This is a genomic window from Microbacterium keratanolyticum, from assembly GCF_016907255.1.
GTDB lineage: Bacteria > Actinomycetota > Actinomycetes > Actinomycetales > Microbacteriaceae > Microbacterium > Microbacterium keratanolyticum.
Map to the genome: position 1 here is coordinate 1,824,005 of NZ_JAFBBQ010000001.1, position 20,728 is coordinate 1,844,732.

Below are 20,728 nucleotides of genomic sequence, written 5' to 3' on the forward strand. Positions count from 1 at the left end.
CCGCGCGGCGCGAGCGCATGGCGGCAGCCCGCGCCGGCTCCGGAGCCACGGTTCCCGCGGTCCCCCTGACCGCCGCCGAGCTGGAAGAAGCCGAGCTCGCCGAGAAGGCGCGCCTCGAGGGCGGCAGCATGTTCGACGGCCCCGCCCCTGGCAAGGCCGATCACTTCGGACCGAGCTTCAAGCGGATGATCGGGCTGCTGAAGCCCTCCGCATGGTGGTTCGGCTTCGTGTCCCTGCTCGGCGCCATCGGCGTGGTGCTGGCCGTGATCGCACCGAAGATCCTCGGCGAGGCGACGAACATCGTCTACGAGGGCTTCATGTCCAACGTGCTGGCCTCGGGTCTGCCCAAGGGGACGCCCGGCTTCCCCGACGGCGTGCCCGGTCTTCCCGAGGGAATGACGCAGGCGCAGGTCGTCGAGATGCTCCGCTCCGCGGGGCAAGACGACTTCGCCAACATGATCGGCGCGATGAAGGACTTCACGGTCGGCGCCGGCGTCGACCTGGAAGCCCTGCGCTGGATCATCATCGCGGTGCTCGCGATCTACGTCGCGTCGGCGTTGCTCAGCTGGATCCAGGGCTACGTCATCAACGTGATCATGGTCCGCACCATGTGGCGCCTGCGCGAAGACGTCGAGGCGAAGATCAACCGTCTTCCCCTGTCGTACTTCGACAAGGTGCAGCGTGGTGAGCTGATCTCGCGCGTCACGAACGACATCGACAACATCACGCAGACCATGCAGCAGTCGCTGTCCGGCGCACTCACCGCGGTTCTCACGGTCGTCGGCGTCCTGATCATGATGTTCTCGATCTCGTGGCAGCTGGCCCTGGTCGCCCTGGTGTCTCTGCCGCTCATGGGCGTCATCTTCGGCATCATCGGTCCGCGTTCGCAGAAGGCCTTCGGCCTGCAGTGGCGAAAGGTCGGTCGCCTCAACGCCCGCGTCGAAGAGGCGTTCTCGGGTCACGCGCTCGTGAAGGTGTTCGGACGCGAGAAGGAAGCCCTCGAGAGCTTCCAGCACGAGAACGACGAGCTCTTCGAGGCGAGCTTCAAGGCGCAGTTCCTCTCGGGCATCATCATGCCCGCGATGACCTTCGTCGGAAACCTCACCTACGTCGGCATCGCCGTGCTCGGTGGCCTCATGGTCGCCGGCGGCAACCTGCGCCTGGGTGACGTTCAGGCGTTCATCCAGTATTCGCAGCAGTTCAGCCAGCCGCTGAGCGAGCTGGGCGGCATGGCAGCGGTCGTGCAGTCGGGTACCGCATCGGCCGAGCGCGTGTTCGACTTCCTCGACTCCGAGGAACAGGACGCGGATGCCGAGAACGCGCCGACTGTGACAGGTGGCCGTGGCGTCATCGAGTTCGAACACGTCGAGTTCGCGTACGATCCTGCGCGTCCGCTCATCCGCGACCTCTCGTTCCGGGTCGAACCGGGGCAGACCGTCGCGATCGTCGGACCGACGGGGGCGGGCAAGACCACGCTCGTCAACCTGATCATGCGGTTCTACGAACTGAACGGCGGGCGCATCCTGCTCGACGGGCAGGACATCTCCGAGATGACCCGCCACGACCTGCGTTCGCGCACGGGCATGGTGCTGCAGGACCCGTGGCTGTTCGCGGGCAGCATCCGTGACAACATCCGGTACGGCAACGAGGCGGCCAGCGACGAGGAGATCCAGCAGGCTGCCGCGGCGACATACGTCGATCGCTTCGTGCACTCGCTGCCCGAGGGGTACGACACGGTCCTCGAAGAGGACGCCTCGAACGTCTCGGCCGGCGAGCGCCAGCTCATCACGATCGCGCGCGCGTTCGCGTCGCAGCCCTCGATCCTCATCCTCGATGAGGCCACGAGCGCCGTCGACACCCGCACCGAACTGCTGCTGCAGCACGCCATGGCGGCGCTGCGAGAGGGCCGTACATCCTTCGTGATCGCGCACCGTCTGTCGACGATCCGCGACGCCGACCTCATCCTCGTGATGGAGCACGGCGACATCGTCGAGAAGGGCAACCACGAAGAGCTCATCGCCGCGAAGGGCGCCTACTGGCGTCTGTACCAGTCGCAGTTCGAGCAGGCGTCCGATGTCGAAGATCCGCTCACGGAGTCGGCACCGGTTCTGGTCGCAGGCGACGCGGTCGATGTCGAGCAAGTCGGGGTCGCCGCCTCTGAGACGTCCCCATCCGGCGGCAGGGGCGAGAGCCCGACCGGCGCCTGAGCCGCTCCGGCACACACCAACGCGACAGCGGGTCCGTCCCTTCGGGGGGCGGACCCGCTGTCGTATGCGGCTACTGTGCGTCGATTCCCAGAAGTTCCAGCGGGTGGGTCAGTCGCCACCAGAAGGAGGGGCCATCGATGTCCTCCGCAAGCTCCGCCGCGACCGTCGTGTCATCGAGGGGGCCCGTGACCGTCAGCGACCCCGCATCCGCGCCCTGCGTCCAGTCCTCCCCGAGAGCGTAAGAGCCCGCCGTCGATGCGACCGCACCGTTCCACAGCACGACCCGGGCATCCTTCGCAGCGACCACGGGGACCTCCGCGCCCCACATCGTCCGCACCGTGCCCAGCACGTCGCCCTTCGCGACAGTCTGCGGCTGCGCCTTCAGCGCGGCCTCGACCTCTGTGAACAACGAGCGGCTCGCGGCGACGCGCTGCTCACCATCAGCCTGCCCGAGTACGGACGCGTACACGCGCACGGTCGTCCCATCGATCTCGATGTCCTTCGCGGACAGCAGGTTGTAGAGAATGTCCGGATCTTCGCCGATTGTGCCGGTCTTGACACCGATCACGCCCGGATCCTCCAGTACGAGCTTGTTCGTGTTGGTCACGAGACCCGCACCGGGGATATCCGCCTCCTTGGTCGCCACGATCTCCGCGATGACGGGGTTGCTCTCCGCGAGAGCGGCGAGCTGCAGGAGCGCGCGCGGCGTCGCCGTGTTGCCCCAGCCGATGCCGGACGGGTTCTCCAGCTGAATGTCGGTGACTCCGCGATCGCGGAGCCACGCCGTTGCCGCGATCACGAACTCGGAATCGGAACCCCAGATGTCGTCCGACAGGCGATCGGCGTAGTTGTTCGCCGACCCGAGCAGGATGCCCTGGAACAGCTGGTACTGAGTGAGCGTCCCGTCAATCGGCACGTCGAGTGCCGACTGGTCATCACGCCGGTAGTCCCAATGGACTTCGCTGTCATTGCTCGTGAACGCGAACGAGGGTCCCTGCTCACCCAGGCCGAGCGGCATGCGCTCCAGCGCGGCGAGAACCGTGACGACCTTGGTGATCGAGGCCATGGGCGCCGCGTCCTCCGTTGACGCCACGGCAGAGAGGCCCTCGATCCCCACAGCGGCGCTGCCGACGGCCGGCCACGTGATGGTCGCGAGTGCGGCGGACTCGGGTGCGTAGGTCGCGGCGTCGATCGTCGGCGCCACCTCGTGTAGGGGCCAGAGCGCCATGGCGGAGGCATAGACGATGCCGGTCGTTGCCAACACGGCGAGCGGCGGCAGGACTCCCGATCGCAGGAACGAGCGCCGCGGAGCCCCGGCGGTCAGCGCGGGACCGGCGGCAGCGCCGGTCAGGGGAGCCGGCGGCGTGGGCGTGGAGCCTGCCGCAACGGCAGCGACGTCGATCCAGCTCAGCGCGGGACGTCCGGCAGAGGCCGGGGCGGTTGCGGGTGGGCCCGCAGGCACGAGGGTCGGCAACTCTCCCGTCTGCTGCGCGCGCAGCGCGGCGCGGGTCCCGGGAGCATCGGCGCTGGCGGGAGCGTCCATGCGAGGCGCAGCTGCGGGGTCAGCCGCAGCCTCGGGAGTGTCGGTGGTCACCGTCCTAACGTAATGGACGTGTCCCTTGTGTCGTCTGCACGCGCGGTCTGCGGCCATGCGCGGCGGGATATGATGACCTCAACACCACGGGAGTCCGGTGATCCGGGCTGAGAGGAAGCGAAAAGCGCTTCGACCGTCGAACCTGATCTGGGTCATGCCAGCGCAGGGAGGAGAAACAATGTCTACTGTCACGCCCACACGTCTCGGCCTCGGTCGTCCGGAACTCTGGCGCTGGCGCGTCGTCGACATCGTCGTCGCGAGCGTCATCGCCGTCGCCTGTGCGGTGATCTTCCTGCTCTGGAACGTCGGATACGAGGCGCCGAGCACCCTGCTCAAGCCGCTGCTGCCAGGCCTTCAGGGGCTGCTGGCCGGTCCGTGGCTGATCGCCGGCGTGCTGGGTGGGCTCATCATCCGCAAGCCGGGTGCGGCGCTGTACACCGAGCTCGTCGCTGCGGTCATCTCCGCCCTGATCGGAAACCAGTGGGGGCCGCTCACTATCGTCTCCGGCGTCGTTCAGGGTCTCGGCGCCGAGCTGATCTTCCTCATCTTCCTGTACGGCGTGTGGCGTCTGCCGGTCGCGATCCTCGCGGGTGCCGGTGCGGGACTCGCCTGTGGCATCAATGACCGCATCCTCTGGTACGCGGGTGCCGACACCCTGTTCACGACGGTTTACATCGCCTCGACCACGGTCTCCGGCGCCCTCATCGCGGGCCTCGGGGCCTGGCTGATCGCGCGCGGTCTCGCGGCGACCGGTGCACTCAACCGCTTCGCCTCCGGGCGGGCGGCCACCGCCCGGGTCTGATCATGGGCGGTGCGGCGGCGCCGACCCCAGCCGCGCTCGAGGCGCAGGCCTGGGGCTGGCGCTATGCGACCCGGCATCGGTGGGCGCTCTGCGAGGTGACGCTGCGGATCGAACCGGGGGAGCGCGTGCTGCTGCTCGGCGCCTCGGGATCGGGCAAGTCGACTCTCCTGCAGGGGTTGGGCGGTGTGCTCGGCGGCGCGGATGAGGGAGAAGAGCTCGGCGCTCTGCTCGTCGACGGGGTGCCTGCCGCACAGGCCCACGGCCGGGTCGGTATGGTTCTGCAGGATCCGGACACGCAGACGATTCTGGAGCGCGTCGGGGACGACGTGGCGTTCGGATGCGAGAACCTGGGCGTCCCGCGAGACGAGATCTGGCCGCGGGTGGACGCTGCGCTCGACGCGGTCGGGCTCGATCTGCCGCTCGACCGGTCGACCGCCACGCTGTCCGGAGGGCAGAAGCAGCGGCTCGCGTTGGCGGGAGTGCTGGCGATGCGGCCCGGTGCGATCCTGCTCGATGAACCGACGGCGAACCTCGACCCGGAGGGTGTCACCGAGGTGCGCGATGCGGTCGCGGCGGCATTGGATGCCACGGGCGCGACGCTCGTCGTGATCGAGCACCGCATCGACGCCTGGCTGGATCTCGTCGATCGGGTGATCGTGCTCGGGACGGAAGGCGAGACGACGGTCGTGCACGCGGATGGCACGCCGAAGGCCGTGCTCGGCGCCCGGGGAGCAGAACTCGCCGCTGCGGGAGTGTGGGTGCCGGGGCATCCGCCCGCCGTTCCGCCCCCGCCCGCCGCCACACCGGGGGAGGAGCTGCTGCGCACGCGTGACCTCGTCGTGGCGCGGCGACGCGGCGTTCCGGTCGCCGGCCCCTTCGAGCTGACCGTGCGCGCGGGCGAGGCCATCGGGATCGTCGGCCGCAACGGAGCCGGGAAGTCGACGCTCGGTCTCACCCTGGCCGGGTTGATCGCACCGGAGACGGGGCGGGTCGAGGCATCCGCGGTTTTAGCGGAGGGTGCCAAGGGCGACCCGATCCGATGGACCTCGCGTGCCCTGCTCACGCGCATCGGCACCGTGCTACAGAGCCCGGAGCACCAGCTCCTCGCGCGCACGGTGCGTGAGGAGCTGGCGGTCGGTCCGAGGGCGCTCGCCCTGCCCGAGGACGAAGTCAACGCGCGCGTCGATGACCTCCTCGAGCGTCTGCGGCTCACCGCACTCGCCGCCGCGAATCCGTACACGCTCTCCGGTGGCGAGAAGCGCCGACTCACGGTCGCCGCCGCCCTCGCGACGCGCCCTCGTGTGCTCGTACTGGATGAACCGACGTTCGGGCAGGACGCGAAGACCTGGGCGGAACTCGTCGGCATCATCGCCCGTCTGCGCGACGAGGGTGCCGCCGTCGTGGTGATCTCGCACGATGAGCAGGTGCTGCGTGCACTGCACGCGCGTCGGATTGAGGTGGGGGCATGACCGACCTGCTCTCGCACGACACCGGCCGTGTGGTGCGCACCGGACCGATTGCGCCACGCAGCGCACTCGCGAAGCTTGCGGCCGCGCTGCTCATCTCGGTACCGCTTATCCTGTCGATCGACGTGCTCTCGGCGTCGGTCGCCCTGCTGCTGTCTGTACCGCTGCTGCTGATGTCGGGTCTGCGCCCGCGTGAGTTCTGGCTGCGGACCGCCGTGCTCTGGATCGCTGCCCCCCTCAGTGCCGCGACGATCGCGCTGTACGGCGCAACGAGCGGCACGATCTACTTCGAGTGGCTCGTGATGCGCGTGAGCGAAGGATCTCTTTCGCTCGCGGCGGCGACAGCCCTGCGCGTGCTGGCGATCGGCTTGCCTGCCGTCGTGCTGTTCTCCACCGTCGACCCGACCAACCTTGCCGACGATCTCGCTCAGCGTCTGCGCCTGCCCGCACGATTCGTGATCGGTGCGCTCGCAGGGCTCCGGATGCTCGGTCTCCTCGCCGACGACTGGCGGGCGCTCGCGCTTGCCCGTCGCGCACGGGGCGTCGCCGACGAGGGGCGCATCCGCAGGGGCCTGGGCATGGCCTTCGCCCTCTTCGTCCTCGCCATCCGCCGTGGTTCGTCGCTCGCGACCGCCATGGAGGCCCGCGGCTTCGGGGGACGCGGTCGACGCACGTGGGCGCGTCCGTCCCGGTGGGGTCGCGGCGACACGATCCTGCTCCTGGTCGCGGTGATGATCCCGACTGCTGCGCTCTCGGCGGCAGTCGTCTTCGGGACCTGGAACTTCATCCTGGGCCCGTCCGTCGCGGGATAGGTGACGGCAGGGGCCTCAGGCCGGCCGGCAGCGCGACGTCGATCGTGCTGCATCCGCCGGCAGCAGTTCCCGGCGCTGAACGGTCGTCAGCCGGCGTTCCACAGGTCGCGGTAGTACGCGAGTCGTTCACGGTCGGGTTCGACGCCGTAGGCCTCGATGAGCGTGTCTTCCCACCCGGGGCCGAAGTTCCACAGGGTGCTCATCGAGGCGACGGCGATGTCGGCCCAGCGGTCGCCGGTTCCCAGAGCGGCGAGATCGACGTGCGCGGTGCCGCGCCCGGCGTCGTCCAGCAGAGTGTTCGGCAGGCAGGCGTCGCCGCGGCAGACGACGAGTTTGTCGATGGGAGGGGCGTCGCGCAGGGCATCCGGAATCTCGGCACCCCAGCTTTCTGCCCGCGCGATTCTGCTGGCGACGCTCCACTCCCAGGGGCACTCGTCGACGGGAAGAGCGTCGTGCAGCATCCGCAGGGCTTCGCCGACGGCGCGCACCGTCGTCGCCGGTTCGTCCTTCCATCGCGGATCGACGGCGCTGTACCCGGGGATCGCGCGGGTCACGAGCCACTCGTGCGTGGCATCCTCTCCCTGCGTGAGCACCTCGGGGACCGTGATCCAGTGCCGCGCCCATCGCATGCGCTCAGCTTCGTCGCGCATGCTCGCTTCGGGATCGTGCGGGCCCCACTTGATGTAGCGCCCGTCGTCGGTGCGGAAGGTGAGCCCGCCGATCCCGTTCTCCCATACAGGGGTGAGTGCGGCGTCGCCCGCAAGGTGGCGCACGAGCGCGGGGACGGGCAGGGACGGGACGGGAATGCTCACCGGACGACCCTAGCCCGTGAGAAACCATATTCTGCGCGAGAAACCATGGCACACGTCGTGTTTCGTGCGGGAAATGGTTTCTCGCGGGGGCACGGGCGCCTACAGCAGCGCCCGCAGCGCCTCCTCCAGCACGACGGCGTGATTGTGCTCGAGGTCATGAGCCGCATAGACGAGGGTGACGCGCGGATGCTGCCGCACGATGTCCGCCAGTTCGCGCAGCGCGTCCGCGGAGTCGCCCTCCAGCTGTGCGCGGTAGCGGTCGGCGTAGACGTTCCAGTCGGCGTCCGGCGCGGCGTGCCATTCGCGCCGCAGCTCGGGGGTCGGGGCCGTGTCCTTCGCCCAGAAATCGATCTCGGCGCGCTCCTTCGAGACGCCGCGTGGCCACAGGCGATCCACCAGGATGCGGAAACCGTCATCGGCGGAAACGGTGTCGTAGGCTCGCTTGCGACGCAGTTCCATATCGCCAGCATTCCCTTATCGGGGCGTGAAATCCAGGCGATCTTCTGCAGCGTGAGTGAATCAGATGAAACTGAGAACCGCGTATGCTGAAACCCCGTCGCACGACGTTTCGAAGGAGAACACGTATGCAGATCCAGGGATCCGGCGCACTCATCACCGGCGGCGCGAGCGGCCTCGGCCTCGCCACGGCCCGACGACTCGCCGCCGCAGGTGCGCACATCACCATCGTCGATCTGCCCTCCTCGCCGGGGGCTGACATCGCCGCCGAACTCGGCGGCGTCTTCGTGCCTGCCGACGTCACGAGCGTCGACGAGGTGCACGCGGCCGTCGCTGCCGCGCAGGCCGCCGCACCCCTGCGCATCGTCGTGAACTGCGCCGGCATCGCCCCTCCCGCCAAGGTGCTCGACCGCGAGGGCAACCCCGCCGTACTCGCCGATTTCGAGCGCATCGTCCGCATCAACCTCGTCGGAACGTTCAACGTCACCTCGCAGGCCGCAGCGATCATTGCCAAGAACGACCCAGATGCGACGGGCGACCGCGGCGTCATCGTCAGCACCGCGAGCGTCGCGGCGTTCGACGGCCAGATCGGCCAGCCCGCATACTCGGCATCGAAGGGCGGCGTCCATGCGATGACGTTGCCGATCGCGCGCGAACTTGCCCGCTATGCGATCCGCGTCTGCACGATCGCCCCCGGAATCATGGAGACCCCGATGCTGAAGGGGCTGCCCCAGGCGGCCCAGGACTCGCTCGGCGAGCAGGTGCCGTACCCGTCGCGGCTCGGTAAGCCCGAGGAGTATGCCGCGCTCGTGCAGTCGATCGTCGAGAACGGCTACCTCAACGGCGAGACGATCCGCCTCGACGGCGCGATCCGCATGGCGCCGAAATGATTGAAGGAGCGATGTTCACCCACATTCGCGCCGAACACCCCACAACATCGCTCCTCGAACGCTGAAAGGCATCAACATGAGCACGCTGGCAGGAAAGACCATTCTCATGTCGGGCGGAAGCCGCGGCATCGGCCTCGCGATCGCGCTGCGCGCTGCGGCCGACGGGGCGAACATCGCGATGCTCGCGAAGACCGACACCCCGCACCCGAAGCTCGAGGGCACCGTGCACACGGCCGCCGAGCAGATCCGTGCGGCGGGCGGTCGCGCGCTGCCGATCGTCGGGGATGTGCGCGATGACGATGACATCACCGAGGCCGTGCTGAAGACGCAGGGCGAGTTCGGTGGCATCGACATCGTCATTAACAACGCCAGCGTCATCGACCTCTCTCGCTCGCTCGACCTGGGCGCGAAGAAGTACGACCTCATGCAGGACGTCAACGTGCGCGGCACGTTCATGCTGTCGCGCGCGGCGGCGCCGATCCTGAAAGAGGCGCCGAACCCGCACATCCTGTCGCTGTCGCCGCCCCTCAACATCACGCCGCGCTGGCTCGGTGCCCACACGGGGTACTCGCTGGCGAAGTTCGGCATGACGATGGCGACGCTCGGCCTGGCCGCCGACTTCGCGGAGTACGGCATCGCCGCGAACACCCTTTGGCCGCGCACGACGATCGCGACGGCCGCCGTGCAGAACCTGCTCGGCGGGGATCGGGTGATGGCGGCGAGCCGCACGCCCGAGATCTACGCGGATGCTGCCCATGCCGTGCTCACGAAGCCTGCCCGTGACTACACGGGACAGACGCTGATCGTCGAGGACGTGCTGGAGGCTGAGGGCGTCACCGACTTCGCGAAGTACGCGGCAGTGCCCGGCACCCCCGACGATCGGCTGTTCCCGGACATCTTCCTCTGAGGGAGCTCAGCCAGCCCGGTCGATCTCGGTCACGATCGCGTCATAGCCGCTGTTCGCTGCCAGATCGCGCGGACTCACGCCGTTGCCGTCGGGGATCGTCACGTCTGCGCCGCCGGCGATGAGGGCGCGAACGATGTCGACGTAGACGGCCGAGCCGTCGCCGAGCACGATCGCCTCGTGCAGGGCTGTCCACCCGAGGTTGTTGATGTGATCGGGGTCGACGCCCGCGTCGAGCAGGATCTGCACGGTCTGCAGGTGACCTCGCTCGGATGCGGGGATGAGGGCGGTGCCCCCGTAGCGGTTCGTGCTCGCCAGGTCGGCGCCGTTCGCGAGGGTGAGCGTCAGGATCTCGTTGTGCCCGCGGGCTCCGGCGTAGAGGTAGGCGGAGTCCTGGATGTCGTCCTTGGCGTTCACATCGGCACCCGCCTCGATGAGCACGCGCGCTGCCTCGATGTGATTGGACTTCGTCGCCGCCACGAGCGCCGTCATGCCTTCTGCGCCGCGCGCTTCGAGATCGGCTCCGGCATCGATCGCCGCCTGGACACCGTCGGCGTCGCCAGCAGCAGCGGCGGTGAAAAGGTCGGTGGTGGCCATGGGGTTCTCCTCGGCGATCGGGGTCGCGCTCGCGCGCGGGGTCGACGAGGTGCTCGCCGTCGGTTCAGGGGCGGATGCTGCGCAGGAGGCCAGACCCGTCAGCGCAGCCGTGAAAGCTGCGGCGAGCAGCATCCGTCGAAGTCTCATAGCTCAGGTGTACCAACAGCGCCTGAGCGCTGCGCTCAGCCGCGGACGACTGCGAGCGCTGCGGCGAAGCGCGCCGAGCGCTGTTCGATGTCTGCCCAGTCGCCGGCCGCGATCGATGCACCGTTCGCGAGGTCACCACCGGCTCCTACGGCCACGGCGCCCGCCGCGAACCACGCGGCCAGGTTGTCGGGGTTCACTCCACCGGTCGGCATGAGCGGAGCATCCGGGAACGGACCGCGCAGTGCGCCCAGGTACGAAGGGCCGCCGAGGGAGGCGGGGAAGATCTTGGCCACGTCGACACCGAGCTCGAGCGCTGCCATGACCTCGGTCGGCGTCATCGCGCCGGTCATCACGACGCGCCCTGTCGCGAGCATGGCCCGGGTCAGGTCGGGCAGCGTGCCGGGGCTCACCAGGAACTCGGCGCCCGCTTCTGCTGCCGCCTCGGCCTGTGCGACGGTCGTGACGGTGCCCGCGCCGACGTAGGCGGCGTCGCCGTGGCGGACGATGAGCTCGCGGATGACGGCAGGCGCGTCGGGGGTCGAGAAGGTCACCTCGATTCCGGTGATGCCACCGCGGATGATTGCTTCGGATGCCTCCAGTGCAGCCTCCGGCGTGGCGGCGCGCAGCACGGCGAGGACTCCGGTGGAGCGGGCACGGGAAAGACGGTCAGTCATGGGGCTCCTTCAGTGATCGCCTTCGCGGTCGTCGGCGTGAGGTGGGGATCACTTCATTCTCTCGTGCTTCCTGCCGCGGCATGCACAACCGACGTTGCAATTGACGCACAGGCCGGCGATGCAGCATCCTCGTCCGCAGGGCGACCCCAGGCGTCTCCCATCCGACACCGCGTACCCTAGGGGGTATGACTGAGACTCCTTCCGTGCGCCCTGCGAACACCGGCGTCCGTCAGACGCGCCCGCGCACCGAAGGATGGACCCAGAAGAAGGATGCCGATGGGCGTCCGCTGCTGCAGTTCGCCAGCCCCAAGCGCGGCAAGCCGCCCGTGCATCTCGCGGACCTGACCGTCGCAGAGCGCGTCGAGAAGGTGAAGGAGCTGGGTCTTCCCGGTTTCCGCGCTAAGCAGCTCGCGACCCACTACTTCACGCACTACACGTCGAACCCCGACGACATGACCGACCTTCCCGCGGCGACGCGGAGCGACCTCGTCGCCGGCATGCTTCCACCGTTGCTGACCGAGGTGCGCCGACTGGAGACCGACCGCGGAGACACGATCAAGTTCCTGTGGCGTCTGCACGACGGCGCACTCGTCGAGTCGGTCCTCATGCGCTACCCCGGGCGCATCACGCTGTGTGTGTCCAGCCAGGCCGGATGCGGCATGAACTGCCCGTTCTGCGCCACGGGTCAGGCGGGGCTAACGCGCAACATGTCGGCCGCCGAGATCGTCGAGCAGGTCGTGCGCGCCAACGCGCTCATCGCCGCCGGTGGCCTGGGTGGCAAGAAGGCTGACGACCACAGCATGGAGCGCGTCTCGAACATCGTCTTCATGGGCATGGGTGAGCCGCTGGCCAACTACAACCGCGTCATGCATGCGGTGCGCACGATGGTCGCTCCGCAGCCCGAGGGCCTCGGCATGAGCGCCCGCGGCATCACGGTCTCGACCGTCGGACTCGTTCCTGCGATCAAGAAGCTCGCCGACGAGGACATCCCGGTGACGTTCGCGCTGTCGCTGCACGCGCCCGACGACCAGCTGCGTGACGAACTGATCCCCGTCAACTCGAAGTGGAAGGTCGACGAGGCCCTCGACGCCGCGTACAACTACTACGAGAAGACCGGCCGCCGCGTGTCGATCGAGTACGCGCTCATCAAAGACATGAACGACCATGCCTGGCGTGCCGACCTGCTCGCGACCAAGCTCAACGAGCGCGGCCGCGGATGGGTGCACGTCAACCCGATTCCGCTCAACCCGACGCCCGAGTCGGTGTGGACGTCCTCCGACAAGGATGTGACCGCCGAGTTCGTGCGTCGCCTGAACGACGCCGGCATTCCGACGACGCTCCGCGACACCCGCGGCAAAGAGATCGACGGTGCCTGCGGCCAGCTCGTGGCCACCACAGAAGACGAAGCCGCCGCGGAGGCGCTCATGTAACCTCGCGCGCTGTGTGAAAGGAGCCTTGTGCCGGGTCTGCGTATTCGTAGCCGACACAAGGCTCCTTCCGTCAGCGGCGGGGTTTCTGGGAGGGCGCCCAGCGCTCTCGCACCGGTCTTCCAGGCGGGTTTTCGTACATTTGACGAATGTCTTTCTCCGCGCATCGGCCTGGGCGTCTCGATTCCCAGGGGCGAATCTCCTTCGGCGTCGACGGTTCCGCTGAGGGCGAGAACACGATCGATGACGAGCTTCTCGACTTCGTTCGCGAGTTCGAGCCGGATGCCACGGGCAGCCGTCCCGCACAGGCGAGCACCGCTCCGACCGAGGTCGTGACAGCACAGGGTCAGCGGGACATCCCGCATGTGCCGACGTTCGGCCGCGACACCCAGGCGCCGAGCGCTCCCGTTCCGACGGCGCCGGTTCTGCCTGAACCGCAGCCTGGCGCATCCGCACCTGCTCCCGCGCTGCAGCCGCGTGCCCCGCGGGCGCCGAGGCTTCCACGCGAGCGCCGCGAGCGTACGCCGGGATCGCGTCTGCGCCAGCTCGCTATTCTCGGCGGAGCATCCGGACCCATCCTCGATCGCGTGCCGATCGAGACGTCACGGTTCGTGCAGATGTTCTTCGTGCTTCTCGGAACCGCCGTCGTCTCCGGCCTGTCGATGCTCTTCGCACTGACCACCGGTGTGCAGGTCGTCGTCTGGCTCGCGGTGCCGCTGTCGATCGTGTGGGCGCTGTTGATCTTCAACCTCGACCGCTTCCTCACGTCGACCATGAAGTCGACCCGCAGCGCGTGGAAGCTCACGGGGCTTGCGATTCCGCGTGTCATCATGGCGATGATCATCGGCTTCGTCGTTGCGGAGCCGCTCGTGCTGCAGGCGTTCCACAACGACATCGCGCGTGAGGTCGCCTCGACCAACATCACGCAGTCGCTCAGTGACCAGGAGGCTCTGGAGACCGGGCCCGAGCGCAAGGCGCTGGATGCGGCGACCGAACGCGTCGCGACACTCGAGACCCAGGCTGCGACGGGCATCGTGGCGGGTGCGGAGGGGGCATCCGCCTCACAGTCCGCGGCCAAGTCGACCGTCGACCAGCTGACCGCGCAGATGGCGGAGCAGCAGCTCGTGATTGACCAGGCGCGAGCGCTCTACCAGTGTGAGCTGACCGGCGAAGGCGTCGGCACGGTCCCCGGCTGCACGGGCGTCTCCGGCGAGGGCGCGAGCTCGGGCGCCGCAGAAGCACAGCTGGCTCAGGCTCAGCAGACCTACGACGGTCTGGCCGCGCAGCTGCGCGATGCGAACGACCAGCTCTCCGCCGCCGACACCGCCGCGAAGGACGCCACCTCGGCGTCCGAGGCGCAGAACCGCGAGCAGGCCAAGGCGCAACTCCCGCAGGCACAGGCGACCTACGAACAGGCGCTCGCCGCCTACGAGGCCCGTTCAGCCGCCGTCGCCGGAACGAACGCGGATGCCATCGGTCTCCTCAGTCAGATCGGCGCGCTCAACCGACTCGCCGAGAAGGAGCCGACCATTCTCTGGGCGCATCTCCTCATCGCGGCACTCTTCTTCATGATCGAGCTGTTGCCCGTGATCGTGAAGGTGCTCACGAGTTGGGGTGAGCCCTCGCTCTACGAGAAGGCCGAGCGGATCACGACGCAGACGGAATCCGACCGCATCACGGCGCAGGGCTTCCGTGATCGTGCGGACATCGTCGCGGCGGGTGCCACGGCGGTCGAGCGAGCTTCTGCCGTCGAGCCGGTCTCTGGGGTCGAGCAGGCCGCCGCCGTCGAGCGGGCCCCCGCGGACGAGGATCGCGCGTCGGAGCCCGAGCCGATGGGCGCGCGCGCCTAACGACCGACCAGCGCTTTGGCGGTGGCGGGGCGGATGCTGTGATCGCGTCGCCCATCGTCAGCACCCAGCTGCTCGGCGCGGTCGAGCCAGCGCGAGATCTTCGCCGGCGAGGCATCCTTCACTCCGAGCATCCGGTGCGTGCGCACCGAGCGCACGCCGCTGAGCTTCAGTGTGTTACGCGCCACCTGCGTCTGCACGGGCAGTCCCGTGAATGGCAGGAAGAACCAGGGAGTGTCGGCGAGCAGAAACAGTCGGGCGCGATCTGCGGGGATCAGCCCGACCGGCAGCCCCAGCGATGAGTAGCGGTACTCCTGCTGGGGGAGGAACGAGCGATCGAAGAAGCCCTTCAGCAGAGCAGGGACGGAACCCCACCACAGGGGTGACGCGACGATGATGCGCTGTGCGTCGTGCAGCGCGTCCTTCGCGCTCACGAGGTCGGGTTCGAGGGTCATCCGCGCCCGGTAGCCGAAGCGCAGGTGCGGGTCGAAGTCCAGATCCCGCAGGGCGAGCACCTGTGCATCCGGGTGGCCGGCGGCGTAGCGCTGGGCGATGGCCGCGGTGAGGGACTGCGGGTCGGGATGGCCGTCGATGACGAGAGCTGCGGGCATGCGGGGTTCCTATCTTGACAGTGTCAACCAGATGGACACTGTCAAGATAGGAGAGGATGTTGCTCATGTCAAGTTCGAAGGATGCCTACCACCACGGCGATCTTGCCCGTGCGCTGGAAGACGCGGCGATGCAGCTTCTCGAGCGCATGCCGGCATCCGAGGTGAGCCTTCGCGAGGTCGCACGCGCGGCGAACGTCAGCCACAACGCGCCCTACCACCACTTCTCCGACCGGCGAGGTCTGCTGAAGGTGCTTGCCGAGCGCAGCATGGTAGGCCTCAACGCGGCTGTTCGTACCGCCGTGGAGCGGGCGGATGCCCCCGACGCGGCCCTGCGTGCCGGGGGAGCCGCATACATCCGCTTCGCCGTCGAGCAGGCGAACGCCTTCGACGTGATCTACGACCCCACCGTGTGCATCCCCGGAGCGCCGACCGCGACCATGGCGCCGCTGATCGTCGAGCTGGAGGAACTTCTCGGAGAGGCAGCTGCGGCCGTCGGGCGCGGAACGGCCGACGAGATCACGGCGCTGTGGGGGATGGTGCACGGCCTCGGCACGCTCGCCGCCGCCGGGCACTTCACGCTCGCCCAGGCCCTCTCGGCCTGGGACAGCACCGTCGCGTCGAGTTAGCTCGCGAGCGTGATGTCGACCTGGATCTCGGTCGCCAGGCGCTCGAGATCGGTGCGGAGGCTCTCGGGATCGACACTCGACGGAACATCTGCGGTCACGGACGCCTCGAAGAGCCGCCCGCCCGCCATCGCGGCGTCCCGGGTCGTGGTGCTCATGTCGTCGATGTTTACGCCATGCGCTCGGAACACCGTCGAGATCTCTCGCACGATACCCGGACGATCGTTCCCGAGCACCTGCACCGTGAGCGGGCGGGTGTCGGCGCTGGCATCAGCGGTTTCGGCGCCCGCCTGCACCGTGACCGTCAGCAGAGAGTCCAGGCCACGCAGCGCGTGTTCGAGGTCGGATGCGCGTTCGGGGGCGATCGACACCTCGACGACGCCCGCGAAGACGCCGGCGAGCTCGGTGAGGCTGCTGTTCTCCCAGTTGCCCCCATGCGCGTCGACGACGTCCGCGACAGCGGCGACGAGGCCAGGGCGATCCGAACCGACGATGGCGAGGATGAGCGTGGTCATGGTGACAGCGTAGGCCGCGGTTGTCCGCCCGTCACCCCTCGCGTCGCGTTGGGATCAGAAGACGATCATCTGCCGAATGGCGTCTCCGGAATCAAGTATGTCGAGCGCCTCGTTCAGCTCGTCCAACGTGATGGTCGACGTGATCAGCTTCTCGGCGGGCAAGCTGCCGTCGCGCCAGAGGGCCTCGAACGCGGGAATGTCCCGTGCGGGGACCGCGGAGCCGAGGTAAGAGCCGATGATCGTGCGCGCCTCGGCTGTGACGGTCAGAGGGGGAATCTGGGAGAGGGCTCCCGGTGCGGGCAGCCCCGCGGTCACGGTGGTGCCGCCCGGTGCGGTCGCGTGGAAGGCGGTCTCGAAGGCGCGTGGATGCCCCGCAGCCTCGACGACGACAGGAGCGGTGATCCCGAGATCAGCGGCCTCCTGTGGCGTGTACACGGCATCCGCGCCGAGAGCGAGCGCGGTGGCGTGCTTGTCGGTGTTCGAGTCGATTCCGATCACTCGTCCGCCCGCCCCGTGCGTGATCGCGCGTCCCGCAAGCACCGCCGACATCCCGACCCCGCCGAGCCCGACGACGATCAGGTCCTGGCCGGCCAGGAGCCCGCCTGCGTTGCGCACCGCTCCGCCGCCGGTGAGTACCGCGCAGCCCAGCACAGCCGCGACGGTCGGGGGGACATCGCTGCCGACGCGCACCACGGATCTGCGGTCCACGACGGCGTGCGTCGCGAACCCGGAAACTCCCAGGTGGTGGTGAATTTCTGCGCCGTCTTCCTCGTGCAGTCTGCGTGCGCCGGAGGGGAGCGTTCCCGCACCGTTCGTCTCGCTTCCGGGGGTGCAGGGGAGCTTTCCGCCGGTGAGGCAGTTGGCACACTTCTCGCACCGCGGAAGGAACACGGTGACAACGCGATCACCGACCTCCAGATCATCGACTCCCGGGCCGAGCGCCTCGACGATTCCGGCGGCCTCGTGGCCCAACAGCATGGGCATCGGACGGGGTCGTGTTCCGTTCACGACCGACAGATCGGAGTGGCAGAGACCGGCGGCCTCGATGCGCAGCCGCACCTCGCCGTGGCCCGGTTCATCAAGTTCGATCTCCCGTACGACCAGGGGTTTGCTGGATGCATAGGGGCGCTCCACGCCGATGCGAGTGAGGACTGCTCCGGTGATCTTCATGCGAATGGGTCCCTTTCACGGGGGAGGGGGCGACGGGTATGGGTCAACAAGGTAGGCCGAGAACGCACCTGCAGCCAAACTTGCACCGCGGCTTGCGCCCTGCGTCCGGACATGTCACTATGGCTCCCACAGGGCAAGATGAAGATTTCCTGACGGATGTCTTCGCTTGCCCTTTTTTGCTGAGGTTGCATTCCGTCGGGATGACAGAGAGGTCATATTCCGATGGCAACACGTAGCCTTCGCGGCGTGCACGACGTCGTCGCGTTCATCGATTCCCGCACCGGGATCCGTGGTCGCGCCGCGATCATCTGGTGGCTCGCGCTCGGCGGGCTCTTCCTCGATGCGTTCTCCAACTCGGCGCTGAGCGCGGGGCTGGGGCCGATGACGCGCGACATGAGCCTCACGGCAGGGCAGGTCGCGCTGCTGACCTCGATGGCATCGTGGGTCGCCCTGGTCTTCAACCCGATCGGCGGCTGGCTCGCCGATCGCTTCGGCCGCATCCCCCCGCTGATCGCGGCGAAGGTGCTCGCACTCGCCGGTGCACTCATCGCGGCCTTCGCGCCCACCTTCGAGCTCGTCGTCGCCGGTCGCTTCTTCGTCGGCGCCGCCTACGGCATCGACTTCGCCATCGCCATGGCGCTCCTGGCCGAGTTCACCCCGGCTCGCTTCAAGAGTCGACTGAACACCTGGCAGGGCATCTGGTACGTCGCCGTGTCGACGAACCTGCTTCTCGCCATCGGCTTCTACAACATGAACGTCGGCGATGCGATCTGGCGCTACGCCGTGGGCGCTGCCGGTGTCGTCGCGCTGATCCTGCTGATCCTGCAGGCAACGCTGCTGGTCGAGAGCCCCACCTGGTTGGCGCGCAAGGAACGCCTGGAGAAGGCGGCGGAGTCGATGACGCGCATCTACAAGGAGCAGTTCGTCGCCGCACCAGAGTCGGAGCGGGTCGCGGTCGTGAACCTCGCCAACAAGGGCATTCGCAACGTCGCCCTGATCTTCCGAGGCACCTACCTCCCGCGCACGATCCTCGCGGCGACCGTGCAGATGGGGCAGTCCATTCAGTACTTCGCGGTGGGATGGTACCTGCCGATCATCGCGCTCGCGCTGTTCGGCGAGGGAGACTTCGTGCTCGCGACCCTCGGCACGCTGCTGTTCAACGTGTTCGGCATCATCGGCGGATTCCTCTCGCCCGTCATCGCCGGGAAGCTCGGCTTGCGCCGTGCCTCGGCATTCGGCTTCGGCGCGGTGTTCGTGATGCTGCTCATCCTCGGGTTCTTCTTCGACTCGATGCCCCTGTGGCTGGCCTTCATCGTGCCGTCGCTGTTCATCCTGTTCCACTCATCCGGACCGGGAGCGAACGGGAAGAGCCTGTCGACGCTGTCGTTCCGCAGCGAGCTGCGCGCCGGCGCGAACGGCATCATCGGTGCGATCGGCTCACTCGGCGCCGCTCTCGGTCTCGTCGTCTTCCCGCTGCTGCGCGAACAGCTCGGCCTGGGACCGACGTTCCTGATCCTCTCTCTTGTGCCGCTCGCCGCGTTCATCATCTGCTCCGTCATCAAGTGGGAGCCGACGCGAGCGACGGTCAGCCCCGATGAAGAGGTCGATGCACCGCAGTTCGCCAGCGTGACCCGCTGAGAGGAATGAACGTGGCACAGCGAAAGGCGATCCTCGCGATCGACGAAGGAACAACCGGCACTCGCGCCGCATGGGTCGATGAAAGCGGTGACGTCGGCGGCCTCCACTACGAGAGACTTGCCGTCTCCGCACCTCGCCACCGCGTGGTCGAGCAGGACGCCGCGGAGATTCTCTCGAAGACGATCATCGCGGTCCGCCACACGCTGGCCGATGCACAGTCCAAGGGGGTGGCGATCGTCAGCATGGCGATCGCCACCCAGCGGGCGACATCCGTCGTCTGGGACACGCGCACCGGACAGCCGCTCGCCCCCGCCGTGGTCTGGCAGGACACCCGCTATGCCGATGATCTCGCCGAACTCGGCAAGGCCTGGAACGGTGCGCTGATCCCTCGTGTCGGTCGAGGAACGGGAGTACGTACGCCGTACCTCACCGCCGCGCGTCAGATTCAGGACAACCCCGCAGTGCGGGAGGCCTATCGGGCCGGACGTCTGGGGTTCGGCACGATCGACACCTGGCTGATCTGGAATCTCGTCCAGGGTCGACCCCTGGTCTCGACCGCCACGAACGCGACGAGCAGCGGCGCATACGATCTGCGTGCACACTCCTACGCGCACGACTACATCGATGCGCTCGGCTTCCCTGCTGAGCTGCTCCCAGAGCTGCGCGATGATGGGGGCGAGTTCGGTCTCACCGATCCCGAAGTTCTCGGCATCGCAGTGCCGCTTCGCGCCGTCATCGGAGACCTGCACGCGGGGATGATCGGCGTCGGCGCCCTCCACTCCGGTGACGCCATGTGCGTGCATGGCACGGGATCCTTCGTCGATCTGAACATGGGTACCGCTCAGCCCGACAACCCGGGTAGGTACGACGGGGCGCTGTCACTGGTCGCCTGGCGCTCCGGCGGGCTCTCGCGGTATTCGATCGAGACGTTCACCGCGGCGACGGGCAGCGCCCTGGACTGGATCTGCGACACCCTTGGCTGGTTCGAGAGCGCGAAGGCGATCTCGGCGGCCGCAGCCGAAGCGGATGCCGCCGGCACGGTGCAGTTCATCCCCGCGATGACCGGGGTGCGGATGCCCGTGGTCAACCCGGATGTGACCTCGACGCTCGCGGGGATCGATTTCGCGACCACCCGTGCGCAGGTCGCGTTCGGGGTGCTTGAAGGCATCGCGCAGTCGGTCACCTGGAGCCTGGAGGCAGACACCGAGGTCGCCGGAATCGACGTGACCGGTGTCACCGTCGGCGGCGGCCTCGCACACAGTGATCCTCTTCTGCAGATGCAGGCCGACCTCACCCAGGTGCCGCAGCGGCGTCTGGAGGGAACCGAGTACGCGAGCATCCGCGGCGCCGCATTCCTCGCAGGCGCGGGCGACCTCTGGGCCGACCTGGAGTCCACGTCCGCTCTGCTGGCACAAGAGGCGTACTTCGAGCCCGTGATGTCACGGGCCGAACGCGATGAACGAGTGGCGTCATGGCGCGCCCGTGTTCACGCGGAAATCGAACTCAGTCAACGACACACAACTCAGGAGGTGTGAG

At 68.2% G+C, this 20,728-nt stretch carries 19 protein-coding genes and 1 riboswitch; of the genes, 11 read left to right on the forward strand and 8 right to left on the reverse strand.

Features of this window, described 5'->3' with window-relative positions; translation table 11 throughout:
• The first annotated feature begins 17 nt into the window (after positions 1 to 17).
• Positions 18 to 2,207: an ABC transporter ATP-binding protein gene (locus JOD62_RS08740; protein WP_239527130.1), complete on the forward strand. Its 2,190-nt coding sequence runs from the start codon at positions 18 to 20 to the stop codon at positions 2,205 to 2,207.
• 70 nt (positions 2,208 to 2,277) lie between these two features.
• Here JOD62_RS08740 and JOD62_RS14880 read toward each other — a convergent pair whose 3' ends face one another.
• Positions 2,278 to 3,801 carry a D-alanyl-D-alanine carboxypeptidase family protein gene (locus JOD62_RS14880; RefSeq protein ID WP_204938906.1) on the reverse strand — a complete coding sequence of 508 codons (1,524 nt, stop codon included), beginning with the start codon at positions 3,799 to 3,801 and terminating at the stop codon, positions 2,278 to 2,280.
• A 76-nt stretch (positions 3,802 to 3,877) separates the two neighbouring features.
• A riboswitch (TPP riboswitch) is annotated at positions 3,878 to 3,987 on the forward strand.
• On the opposite strand from JOD62_RS14880, the gene JOD62_RS08750 reads away from it, so the two are divergent.
• From JOD62_RS08750 to JOD62_RS08760, 3 genes are all read left to right on the forward strand, one after another.
• Positions 3,980 to 4,603 (forward strand): ECF transporter S component, encoded by a 624-nt coding sequence (locus JOD62_RS08750; protein ID WP_204938907.1) that lies wholly within the window; start codon positions 3,980 to 3,982, stop codon positions 4,601 to 4,603. Its footprint overlaps the riboswitch before it by 8 nt.
• A 2-nt stretch (positions 4,604 to 4,605) precedes the next feature.
• Positions 4,606 to 6,072 carry an ABC transporter ATP-binding protein gene (locus JOD62_RS08755; RefSeq protein ID WP_204938908.1) on the forward strand — a complete coding sequence of 489 codons (1,467 nt, stop codon included), beginning with the start codon at positions 4,606 to 4,608 and terminating at the stop codon, positions 6,070 to 6,072.
• Complete coding sequence (locus tag JOD62_RS08760; protein WP_204938909.1) at positions 6,069 to 6,881, forward strand: energy-coupling factor transporter transmembrane component T family protein; 813 nt, start codon at positions 6,069 to 6,071, stop codon at positions 6,879 to 6,881. Before JOD62_RS08755 ends, JOD62_RS08760 begins: the two co-directional genes overlap by 4 nt.
• Before the next feature lie 86 nt (positions 6,882 to 6,967).
• On the opposite strand, the gene JOD62_RS08765 is transcribed toward JOD62_RS08760, so the two are convergent.
• Positions 6,968 to 7,693 carry an aminoglycoside 3'-phosphotransferase gene (locus JOD62_RS08765; RefSeq protein WP_204938911.1) on the reverse strand — a complete coding sequence of 242 codons (726 nt, stop codon included), beginning with the start codon at positions 7,691 to 7,693 and terminating at the stop codon, positions 6,968 to 6,970.
• Positions 7,694 to 7,792: 99 nt separating this feature from the next.
• On the reverse strand, positions 7,793 to 8,152 hold the full coding sequence (locus tag JOD62_RS08770; protein WP_204938912.1) for a DUF488 domain-containing protein: 360 nt from the start codon (positions 8,150 to 8,152) through the stop codon (positions 7,793 to 7,795).
• A gap of 125 nt (positions 8,153 to 8,277) precedes the next feature.
• On the opposite strand from JOD62_RS08770, the gene JOD62_RS08775 reads away from it, so the two are divergent.
• Positions 8,278 to 9,039, forward strand: coding sequence for an SDR family NAD(P)-dependent oxidoreductase (locus JOD62_RS08775; RefSeq protein WP_204938914.1), 762 nt, complete (start codon positions 8,278 to 8,280; stop codon positions 9,037 to 9,039).
• A 76-nt stretch (positions 9,040 to 9,115) separates the two neighbouring features.
• Positions 9,116 to 9,946 carry an SDR family oxidoreductase gene (locus JOD62_RS08780; protein ID WP_204938915.1) on the forward strand — a complete coding sequence of 277 codons (831 nt, stop codon included), beginning with the start codon at positions 9,116 to 9,118 and terminating at the stop codon, positions 9,944 to 9,946.
• 6 nt (positions 9,947 to 9,952) lie between these two features.
• Here JOD62_RS08780 and JOD62_RS08785 read toward each other — a convergent pair whose 3' ends face one another.
• Both JOD62_RS08785 and JOD62_RS08790 read right to left on the reverse strand, forming a co-directional pair.
• The gene (locus JOD62_RS08785) at positions 9,953 to 10,687 is read right to left on the reverse strand and encodes an ankyrin repeat domain-containing protein (RefSeq protein ID WP_239526611.1); all 735 of its coding nucleotides are present in this window, start codon (positions 10,685 to 10,687) and stop codon (positions 9,953 to 9,955) included.
• A gap of 35 nt (positions 10,688 to 10,722) precedes the next feature.
• On the reverse strand, positions 10,723 to 11,361 hold the full coding sequence (locus JOD62_RS08790) for a bifunctional 4-hydroxy-2-oxoglutarate aldolase/2-dehydro-3-deoxy-phosphogluconate aldolase (RefSeq protein ID WP_204938917.1): 639 nt from the start codon (positions 11,359 to 11,361) through the stop codon (positions 10,723 to 10,725).
• A gap of 185 nt (positions 11,362 to 11,546) precedes the next feature.
• Here JOD62_RS08790 and rlmN point away from each other — a divergent pair, with 185 nt between their 5' ends.
• Both rlmN and JOD62_RS08800 read left to right on the forward strand, forming a co-directional pair.
• Positions 11,547 to 12,791 (forward strand): 23S rRNA (adenine(2503)-C(2))-methyltransferase RlmN, encoded by a 1,245-nt coding sequence (gene rlmN, locus JOD62_RS08795; RefSeq protein WP_204938919.1) that lies wholly within the window; start codon positions 11,547 to 11,549, stop codon positions 12,789 to 12,791.
• A gap of 146 nt (positions 12,792 to 12,937) precedes the next feature.
• Positions 12,938 to 14,638, forward strand: a complete 1,701-nt coding sequence (locus JOD62_RS08800; protein WP_204938922.1) for a DUF4407 domain-containing protein — start codon at positions 12,938 to 12,940, stop codon at positions 14,636 to 14,638.
• Here the strand turns inward: JOD62_RS08800 and JOD62_RS08805 are convergent.
• A complete protein-coding gene (locus tag JOD62_RS08805) occupies positions 14,635 to 15,246 on the reverse strand; it encodes an NAD(P)H-dependent oxidoreductase (RefSeq protein ID WP_204938923.1) in 612 nt (203 codons plus the stop codon). The genes JOD62_RS08800 and JOD62_RS08805 overlap by 4 nt on opposite strands.
• 65 nt (positions 15,247 to 15,311) lie before the next feature.
• On the opposite strand from JOD62_RS08805, the gene JOD62_RS08810 reads away from it, so the two are divergent.
• Complete coding sequence (locus JOD62_RS08810) at positions 15,312 to 15,872, forward strand: TetR/AcrR family transcriptional regulator (RefSeq protein WP_204938924.1); 561 nt, start codon at positions 15,312 to 15,314, stop codon at positions 15,870 to 15,872.
• Here JOD62_RS08810 and JOD62_RS08815 read toward each other — a convergent pair.
• Both JOD62_RS08815 and JOD62_RS08820 read right to left on the reverse strand, forming a co-directional pair.
• A complete protein-coding gene (locus JOD62_RS08815; protein ID WP_204938925.1) occupies positions 15,869 to 16,384 on the reverse strand; it encodes a glycine cleavage system transcriptional repressor in 516 nt (171 codons plus the stop codon). The two genes, JOD62_RS08810 and JOD62_RS08815, sit on opposite strands and share 4 nt — an antisense overlap.
• A 54-nt stretch (positions 16,385 to 16,438) precedes the next feature.
• Positions 16,439 to 17,554, reverse strand: a complete 1,116-nt coding sequence (locus JOD62_RS08820; RefSeq protein WP_204938926.1) for an alcohol dehydrogenase catalytic domain-containing protein — start codon at positions 17,552 to 17,554, stop codon at positions 16,439 to 16,441.
• Between the two features lie 246 nt (positions 17,555 to 17,800).
• Between JOD62_RS08820 and JOD62_RS08825 the strand changes: the two genes are divergently transcribed.
• Positions 17,801 to 19,192 (forward strand): MFS transporter, encoded by a 1,392-nt coding sequence (locus JOD62_RS08825; RefSeq protein WP_271171490.1) that lies wholly within the window; start codon positions 17,801 to 17,803, stop codon positions 19,190 to 19,192.
• A gap of 11 nt (positions 19,193 to 19,203) precedes the next feature.
• The gene (locus tag JOD62_RS08830; RefSeq protein ID WP_271171491.1) at positions 19,204 to 20,727 is read left to right on the forward strand and encodes an FGGY family carbohydrate kinase; all 1,524 of its coding nucleotides are present in this window, start codon (positions 19,204 to 19,206) and stop codon (positions 20,725 to 20,727) included.
• The last annotated feature ends 1 nt before the right edge of the window (position 20,728 follow it).

Excerpts from the sequence above, each read along its gene's own strand:
- JOD62_RS08740 (WP_239527130.1), top strand. The coding sequence starts at position 18 with ATGGCGGCAGCCCGCGCCGGCTCCGGAGCCACGGTTCCCGCGGTCCCC.
- JOD62_RS08750 (WP_204938907.1), top strand. The coding sequence starts at position 3,980 with ATGTCTACTGTCACGCCCACACGTCTCGGCCTCGGTCGTCCGGAACTC.
- JOD62_RS08755 (WP_204938908.1), top strand. The coding sequence starts at position 4,606 with ATGGGCGGTGCGGCGGCGCCGACCCCAGCCGCGCTCGAGGCGCAGGCC.
- JOD62_RS08760 (WP_204938909.1), top strand. The coding sequence starts at position 6,069 with ATGACCGACCTGCTCTCGCACGACACCGGCCGTGTGGTGCGCACCGGA.
- JOD62_RS08770 (WP_204938912.1), bottom strand. The coding sequence starts at position 8,152 with ATGGAACTGCGTCGCAAGCGAGCCTACGACACCGTTTCCGCCGATGAC.
- JOD62_RS08775 (WP_204938914.1), top strand. The coding sequence starts at position 8,278 with ATGCAGATCCAGGGATCCGGCGCACTCATCACCGGCGGCGCGAGCGGC.
- JOD62_RS08780 (WP_204938915.1), top strand. The coding sequence starts at position 9,116 with ATGAGCACGCTGGCAGGAAAGACCATTCTCATGTCGGGCGGAAGCCGC.
- JOD62_RS08785 (WP_239526611.1), bottom strand. The coding sequence starts at position 10,687 with ATGAGACTTCGACGGATGCTGCTCGCCGCAGCTTTCACGGCTGCGCTG.
- JOD62_RS08790 (WP_204938917.1), bottom strand. The coding sequence starts at position 11,361 with ATGACTGACCGTCTTTCCCGTGCCCGCTCCACCGGAGTCCTCGCCGTG.
- rlmN (WP_204938919.1), top strand. The coding sequence starts at position 11,547 with ATGACTGAGACTCCTTCCGTGCGCCCTGCGAACACCGGCGTCCGTCAG.
- JOD62_RS08800 (WP_204938922.1), top strand. The coding sequence starts at position 12,938 with ATGTCTTTCTCCGCGCATCGGCCTGGGCGTCTCGATTCCCAGGGGCGA.
- JOD62_RS08805 (WP_204938923.1), bottom strand. The coding sequence starts at position 15,246 with ATGCCCGCAGCTCTCGTCATCGACGGCCATCCCGACCCGCAGTCCCTC.
- JOD62_RS08810 (WP_204938924.1), top strand. The coding sequence starts at position 15,312 with ATGTCAAGTTCGAAGGATGCCTACCACCACGGCGATCTTGCCCGTGCG.
- JOD62_RS08815 (WP_204938925.1), bottom strand. The coding sequence starts at position 16,384 with ATGACCACGCTCATCCTCGCCATCGTCGGTTCGGATCGCCCTGGCCTC.
- JOD62_RS08820 (WP_204938926.1), bottom strand. The coding sequence starts at position 17,554 with ATGAAGATCACCGGAGCAGTCCTCACTCGCATCGGCGTGGAGCGCCCC.